General features: G+C 38.4%; 4 protein-coding genes (1 of these 4 running past the window's edge). All 4 read right to left on the bottom strand.

All coding sequences use genetic code 11. The annotated features are described in order from the left end of the window. Positions 1–1,837: the 5' portion of a restriction endonuclease subunit S gene (locus tag DLM75_RS19315; RefSeq protein ID WP_118970126.1), read on the bottom strand. The gene continues 38 nt to the left of window position 1, outside the view; the window shows 1,837 of its 1,875 coding nt (coding positions 1–1,837); the start codon lies at positions 1,835–1,837; its stop codon lies beyond the left edge, outside the window. 3 nt (positions 1,838–1,840) lie between these two features. Beyond that, positions 1,841–2,923: a Fic family protein gene (locus DLM75_RS19320; RefSeq protein ID WP_118970127.1), complete on the bottom strand. Its 1,083-nt coding sequence runs from the start codon at positions 2,921–2,923 to the stop codon at positions 1,841–1,843. A 76-nt stretch (positions 2,924–2,999) separates the two neighbouring features. Further along, on the bottom strand, positions 3,000–4,565 hold the full coding sequence (locus DLM75_RS19325; protein WP_118970128.1) for a type I restriction-modification system subunit M: 1,566 nt from the start codon (positions 4,563–4,565) through the stop codon (positions 3,000–3,002). Then, a complete protein-coding gene (locus DLM75_RS19330; protein WP_118970129.1) occupies positions 4,565–7,363 on the bottom strand; it encodes a type I restriction endonuclease subunit R in 2,799 nt (932 codons plus the stop codon). The genes DLM75_RS19325 and DLM75_RS19330 overlap by 1 nt, the downstream gene beginning before the upstream one ends. Positions 7,364–7,811 lie beyond the last annotated feature (448 nt).

A 7,811-nucleotide genomic window follows, 5' to 3' on the forward strand; every position in this document is an offset into this window, starting at 1 on the left:
TAGAATCCTTCATCTTCTGAAAGACTCTCCGAACTTCCAATTCATCAAAATCCTTTTTGCGATCCGACCAATCATAAAACATCTTCATCATTAAGGCCTCGGAAAACGCTTCCCCTTGCTCTACGATGTTTTCTAAACAAGCATAGAGAGTGGCTACAATCTCAACTGTATCCGACTTAGTGGTCTTAAATTTCTTAATAAGGGAAAAGATCCGCGCTTGCTCCGAAGAATAATATTTCTGAAAATCCACTTCGTGTTGGCCTGCATTCGCCAAAGCTTCATATTTCAAAGAGTTCTCTTTATTATACTGAAACCATTTCTTTTCTTGCAATTGTTTATCGATGGATCGCATCAGTCGGGGATCATAAGGTCCCATTGCCTGTTGAGAAAAGTTAACCGGCAATTGCATATTCGAAGTTCTTATACAAAGATATAATAATTTTTGCAATTTCAAATGTCCAAAGGTCGGCTCTTTATGGAGTTGCCAGACAATTTCAGCGGCCAATACGGTTCGTTTGTAGAAATCTACGTTTGTAGGCTTTAGTTCTATAACATTGGAGGTTTTGGAATTATCCTTACTTTGTTTTTTAGGATGCGATAAACTTTCTTTAATAGCATTGGACTCTGAAACCCTATAATCATTTATTGCAATGGTTTCTTTTGCAAAAGTTAATTCTCCTCGAAATGCTTTCTGACTCAAGGAAGAATAAAGGGTTTCTAATTCTCGCAAACTCAAGTTATGGAAATTCATTTGGGATTGAATCCCCTCAAAAAAATTCGCAAATTGGTTTTGTAGCACCAATGGAGGATTGATTAATTTCATTTTTCGCAGATCACTGAGATTGATCTGTTGCAAAGTGGCTCCGTACGTTAATTTTTGAATTTCGCAATTAAATGAATGAGAGAGAAGTAGCGCGTAAGCAAAAAGAGTATTATAATCTTCAGAGAACCAAATCGGTGTTATTCCTCTTGTGACATTACATCCTTTCAACTCACTACTTGCAAACGAAACAGTCCCTGTTGTCCCACGGACGCACATCAATATTTCATTTCCATTTAAGATTGTTCTCTTAAATTGATTTGATATAGCAGGATCGATCCTTTTGAGCCGGTCCTTTTTCACAACCAACTCGGTTAGGTCGACAGGCCTTATAATAGGAACTCCATTAGAGAATTCTTCTCCTGGCTGAACGATTCCGTATGTTAAAGGACAGTCGTTAGCTACAAGTTTTTCAAGCTCGTTCACCTCCCAACCCTTCTCATTCTTCACAGGATCCCCGAACATCTCCAAAAACTGGCTCTTGACCAGCTCATCCAGCAAACGAATGCTTTCTTTGCGTTGGGCAATCAGGGTCTCGGCTTGCGTGAGGATTTCAGCGATTTGAATTTGTTTAGAGAGAGGCGGGAGGGAAAAGCTAAACGAAGACAAGTCGTCCTTATTGAATCCAGCTTGTGCAGCCCTGGCGCCTATAGCTTGGATGAAATTTTGAAAACTTGAATCCCGCAAAAGTCGGTATAAAAAACCTTTAAACAAAACGTCTTCATCTGGAATTGTTTTAATAAGCGCAACATTGTATGCGCCAGCGAGCCCTCGCAGAATCTTCCCCACCGAAGCACCGTATCTTCCTATAAGAACATCATTTTCCTCGCATTTTTTTAGCTTTTCATTATCTTTTACGTATTCGATGTATTCCAATTTTCCTTGTGTAAAGTCTCTTATTTGTAGCATCCGAACATAGCCGATTTCCGGAAAGTTTAACCACTCTTCTTTAGGCGGTTGAGTGCCACCTTGAAAATCACAAACGTCTGTTAATGCTACTCGTTTTACTTCACGCATAGTTTATCCAACCAAAATTCCAAACATACGTAAGTTGATATAATAATTCGAACGACCCAGCTTTTCTTTTTTGAGAAAACCCTTTTCGCAGAGTTCTTCTAAATATCTAGAAGCAGTGATCCGATTTACTTTGAGATCCTTCTCAATAAATTCGATCTTAGTATACGGATGATAGAAAAGATTATTGATGAGGTCCTGACTATAAAACTTGCAAGAACGCCGGATCCTTTGTTTATAATCCTGCATTGCCTCTTTGATCTGGAGAATGGTCTGGATGGTTTGTTTAGAAGTTTCTTCTACCCCTTGTACCATATACAAAATCCACCCCTCCCAATCTTCTCTGTCTCTCACAGCCTGGAGACGGGTATAATACTCCGACTTATTGGCAATGATAAACCGACTTAAATACAAGATAGGCAGGCTCAATAAGTCTTTTAAAACCAAATACAGAATATTCAAAATTCTACCCGTTCTACCATTCCCATCATAGAACGGATGGATACTTTCAAATTGGTAATGAATGACCGCCATCTTGATTAAAACATCCACATTGGACAAATCGTCCTCGTTGATATACGTTTCCAGATTTTTCATGAGAGCCTGGATCTCCTCCAAGGTTTGGGGAGGAATATAGACGATTTCCCCCGAAGATTGGTTCTTTAAGGTAGTCCCAGGAACCTTTCTATATCCCGCCGAATTGTTTTCCAATATCTCTTGGATGCTTTGAATATGATTTTCCGTAAGGATTTTATGAGACCTCACGAACTCGAATCCTTTTATCAAAGCGGAAGCATACCTCGCCACTTCCTTTGCGGACGGATTCGGATCTCCGTCCAAAAACAATTCTTCCTTAAAAAGTTCATCATGAGTTGTGATAATATTCTCTACCGCAGAGCTATCCTTAGCCTCCTGCAAAGCGAGAGTATGGATCAGAATATTCTGATTTGGAATACTCATCGATACCCCCTTTAGTTCCGCCAGATAGCGTTGAGCCTGGGAAACCGCACGTAGAACCGGCTTTGTTTCCAGGTCGATTTTCGGGGGAAGAATCGGGAGCAGAAATGGCTGTTTTTGATACGTTTCCATTTAATATGTATAAAATACGTATTTTTTTATACATATTAAGGTAGATATGTAAACATTTTTTAAAAAATTGAACATATTAAAGTCTGGATTTGAGCACTTTTAACCCGGATTGGATCTGCCCTTCTAAGATTTCTAACTTTTCCAGGATCAATTTGGGAGACTCGTATTCAATCTCTTCGTAGACTTCCTCCTTATATTTGCTCAAGGAAAGATCATATCCATTGTCGATAATTTCCTGCTTAGGAACAAAGAAGGCCCTTTCGGTTCGTTTCGTATCTTTTTTTGGATTCCTAGACTGGAATCGACTAACGATATCCATAAGATCACTTTTGTCTATCTTGGTTCTTTTATCATCTAGACTATATCCGTCCGCCAGCATCTCATAAAACCAGGTATGTTCCGTTTCTCCGCCCTTGGTAAAAATTAAAATTGCAGTGCTTACTCCTGCATAGGGCTTAAAGACTCCACTCGGTAATGTGATTACCGCTTTGAGTTCCGATTCGTCTATAAGCTTTTTACGAAGAGTAACAAAAGCCTTTCCACTTCCAAAAAGTACACCTTGGGGAACGATTACTCCGGCAGTTCCCCCCATACGAAGCATATTAAAAATCCTTTCTACAAACAAAAGCTCCGACTTCGTCGTGGGAAGGGTGAGACTTTCATTGATATCTCCCATATCTATATTGCCGGTAAAAGGAGGATTCGCGAGAACGATATCATACTGTTTGTCTTCGTTAAACTTCTTACTCAATGTATCTTTGTAATCGATATGAGGCTCGTCGATCCCATGCATCATAAGATTCATTAAACCGAGTCGCACCATAGTGGTGTCGATGTCGTATCCGTAAAAACTATCGTCCAAAATTGATTTTACTTTTTTATCAACGGCTGAACTTAAAGTCCCTCTTTCAAACCCATCCTCATCTTTTACGATTTTTTTCGGATCTTTCTTTCGAATATAATCAGTAAGCATAAATTGATAAGCACCGAGCAAGAAACCACCTGTTCCACAAGCAGGATCCGCAACTCTTTGTCCAAGCTGAGGGGTCACGAGTTCGGCGATCAATTTGATTATATGCCGAGGAGTTCGGAATTGTCCGTTCTTTCCTGCTGTTGCAATTTCACTCAATAACATCTCATAGACATCCCCTTGGATATCCTGAAATGCATGTCCTCCTTCATTGGCATCCTTTTCAATCTCGCCAAAGATCAACTCTATAATATTGATCGCCTCCACCAAAAGGGAAGCTTTAGGCATGATGAAAACGGCATTTTGCATATGATTTGTAAAGGGAGAAGCATCACCATTCAATTCTTTCAGAAAAGGAAAGACTTTCGTTTGTACATGTAAAAGCATTTCATCAGCAGGTTTTCTTTTAAAATTGCTCCATCTTAATTCCTTTTTATCCACTTGATCAGAACTACCAGGAACCTTATATTTTCCACTAAACCTGGATTTATATTTTTCTCCTGTAAATTCGGCATCCCTCTCTCGCTTGGTCTCCAGATCGTCCAAACGTTTCATAAAAATTAGATAAGTGATCTGCTCAATTGCAGTTAATGGATTACTGATTCCTCCGCTCCAAAAATTATTCCAGAGTTTGTCTATGAGTGATTTTAATTGTGGGTTATTTTGTAACATTAAGCGGCAATTACCTTATCAGTTAATTCCAGGATTTCTTCGATCTCTTTCGGGCCGAAAATTCCACGAATTCCGTCCGGGTGTAGAAGTGTAAAAGGAGATTCAATCAGATTCCTTTTTTGAAGTTCTCCTTTTTCAAGGATATAACTTTTCAAAAGATCCATAAACTGCAACTGACGACTGGTTAAATAAGTATGGTTCTGGATAAAAACCTCAAAAGCCTTACTTACAGTGACTGAAAAACATTCTAGAATTTCAATTCCAAGGATATGTTTAATGAATTGTACCAACTCTGCTCTTCGATGGTTATAAACTCTTCTCAGGAGATCAATCGTGATATGTGGGTGCTCATTATAAAGCTCTTCCGCCAAAATCTCCGTTTCTTCGTCCGAGATTTCCTGGCCCTGTTTGATCTTTTTCAAAATGGGACTTTTGGAAACTAGTTCATTCACTTTCACTTCCACCAGTTCCCGATATTTTGCCACGCTCAAGGCCTCATGGGATGGACCAAACTCTACAAATTCTTTTTCAACAACGATATCTTTCAGATCGAATTTGGCAGGCCCTAAAATAGGAACTTTTTCGATATGTTTCATTAGCGGCGAAAGCCGATAAATAAGGAGATCAAATTTCTCCTCATCGATTGCACTCCAAAACTGATTGGTTTGAGAAATCCGAATCAAGTCTCCCTCTTTTGCTACAGTATTCACTGAAAGAGGTAATCCTCCTATTTCTTCCACGATAGAAGATTTTAGGGTCTCAAATTTATCCCTTTCACCGGAGAGAAGGGAAAGGGAAACTTCGACGATATCCTTTTCGAATCGCATCGCCTTAAAATCCGTATCCGAAACCGTGCGGAATAACGGCTTTACAATAGAATGAAGAAATTCCAATTTTTCCTGACTCAAATGATTCCAGAAATTTTCGTCTTCGAGTTTTTGGAGTTCATTCTGAGCTTCGATAATAACCACGGAGGATTTTGGGAGAGAGGAAATTTGCCTTTGTGAATTGCTGATTTCCTTTTTTAGAATCGAACTCTCGCCCAACTCAATTGCTTTTGAAATCTTATCCAACCTAAGTCCAAAAAGTCTAACTGGTAGTGGAATTTGAGGATTACCTGTTTTTCCTTTCGGATTTAGTTTAAAGTATTCGAAATTATCCCAGCAATCTAAAACTAAGAAGGAAGATTTTTCAGGACACCAAGGTTTGATCTTATCTTGCTCTAAAAGACGAGTCCCGCGACCAATCATTTGCCAGAACTTCGTATAAGAGTAAACTGGTTTTGCAAAAACAAGATTCACAATTTCTCTCACATCAATTCCTGTGTCTAGCATATCTACGCTGATGGCAACTCTTGGCATATCATTCTTAGTAAATTGATCCAGTAATCCGCCTTTTCCATAAACTCGCGGATCATCACTCACTAAAACTTTCGCAATCTCACCTTTATATTCCGGATAGAGAGAATCAAAAATTTCCTCGATTCTTCTCGCGTGCGCCTTAGTCATACAAAAGAAGATCGTTTTTCCCGGAAGAACCCCATTCAGATCTTTGATACATTCTTCCATGAATTCTCTTACGATCAAAGAATTGGTCCCTTTATTGATCACTGTTTTTTCGAGATCTGTCCCCTCGAAATTGATTTCCGAAATTTCTTTCCCTTCTAAGATTAATCTCTGCTGGTCTTCTAAAGAAATCGTTCGTTTGCTTATTCCTTCCGTTTGAAATTTGGACTTAATTTTCATCACCTGAAAATTGCATAAGTATGGAGGGATGTGATTCACTGCTTCTTCGTATGAATAAGCAAACGTCGGAACTCCATCTTCACATTCAAATAACTGAAATGTATTATGATCGATCACATCCGTCGGAGTAGCGGTGAGGCCTAAAGTGATTGTATTAAAATAATCCAAAATTTCTTGATAAGTATTATAGATACTTCGATGACTTTCATCCACAACCACAAGATCAAAAAAATGAGGACTTAATGCCTTATTTTCCTCTCTGATAATATTCAGCATCGTTGGATAAGTAGAAACATAAATCCGCCTATCCTCAGAAATCTCTCGTTCTTCTCCTTTAGGCCAAATTGGTTCATTTGGTAAATAATCTTTAAATGCGTCCACGGTTTGATTCCGAAGAGCAATCCTATCGACAAGGAAAAGAGTTCGTTCCACCCAGCCTGAGCGCATTAACGCATCAACCAATGCCACACAGGTTCTAGTTTTTCCAGTTCCTGTCGCCATTACTAAGAGAAACTTTTTTCTTTTCTTTTCAATCGCCTCCATGACAGAACGAATCGCAGCAATTTGAAAATCGCGACCAGCAATTTTAGTATTGATTGACTCGCTTGCTAGAGGTTTTTTTGCTTTTCTTAGATAAGAATAACGCTCTAAGTCATCTCGAGTGGGAAAACCGTATACTTTCTTTGGGGGATAGTTTTCCAAATCCCAGAAATAAATATCATAACCATTTGTGTAAAAACAAAATGGGAGCTCTCCGCCATGCTGTTCTTGAATATGATAGCAATACTGCTTTGCCTGTTCTCGACCTTTTGAGGCATCTACAGCGCTTCTTTTGGCCTCAACCACTGCAACAGGTTTTCCATCCTTGCCTAACAATACATAATCGCTAAATAGATGTTTTGCGTTAGGTGAACTGGCTTTCAAAAGTCCGGAGGATATTTTAATTTCGATATCAAATTCTTCGATAACCTGGGTTCGATCAGATAAAATCCACCCTGCTTTTTGCAGCCTTTCATCTATGATCGCTTTGCGCGTCTGTTTTTCGGACTTCAAATCAAACTCAGACCAATAAGTTTATTCAGATAGCTAATGAAGATTAAAATCAGCCTTGGAAAAGAATAAATATCTACTTATTACTTCAAGATAAAATTTTTACCATCGAAAACGGATATTTAACTTATATGAGACTTAATATTCTAAACATAAAATATTCTATTTTTCTTACTAATCTCAAAAAAGAATCAAAGCAAAAACAGTAATACTTCGTCCCTGCATAAACATTCTCTAATACAAAAAAGCTCAAGCCTTGGGAAAACTTAGTGTTAATTTCAAGTGTAGATTTCGTATCTTTCTTTTTTAATTTTTAGAATTTAGAGTATTAACTGAAAAATATCGGGTCAGGACGTAAAAAAGCCAAGCTCTGCGTAGCTTGGCTTTGATTGAATTGATATACCTTTACAACATATAAACTGCGATAGAGAGTTTGTCCTATTTGAAATCT

The sequence above is a fragment of the Leptospira stimsonii genome, from assembly GCF_003545885.1.
GTDB lineage: Bacteria > Spirochaetota > Leptospiria > Leptospirales > Leptospiraceae > Leptospira > Leptospira stimsonii.

Coding starts and splice junctions, on each gene's coding strand:
- DLM75_RS19320 (WP_118970127.1), bottom strand. CDS start 2,923: ATGGAAACGTATCAAAAACAGCCATTTCTGCTCCCGATTCTTCCCCCG.
- DLM75_RS19325 (WP_118970128.1), bottom strand. CDS start 4,565: ATGTTACAAAATAACCCACAATTAAAATCACTCATAGACAAACTCTGG.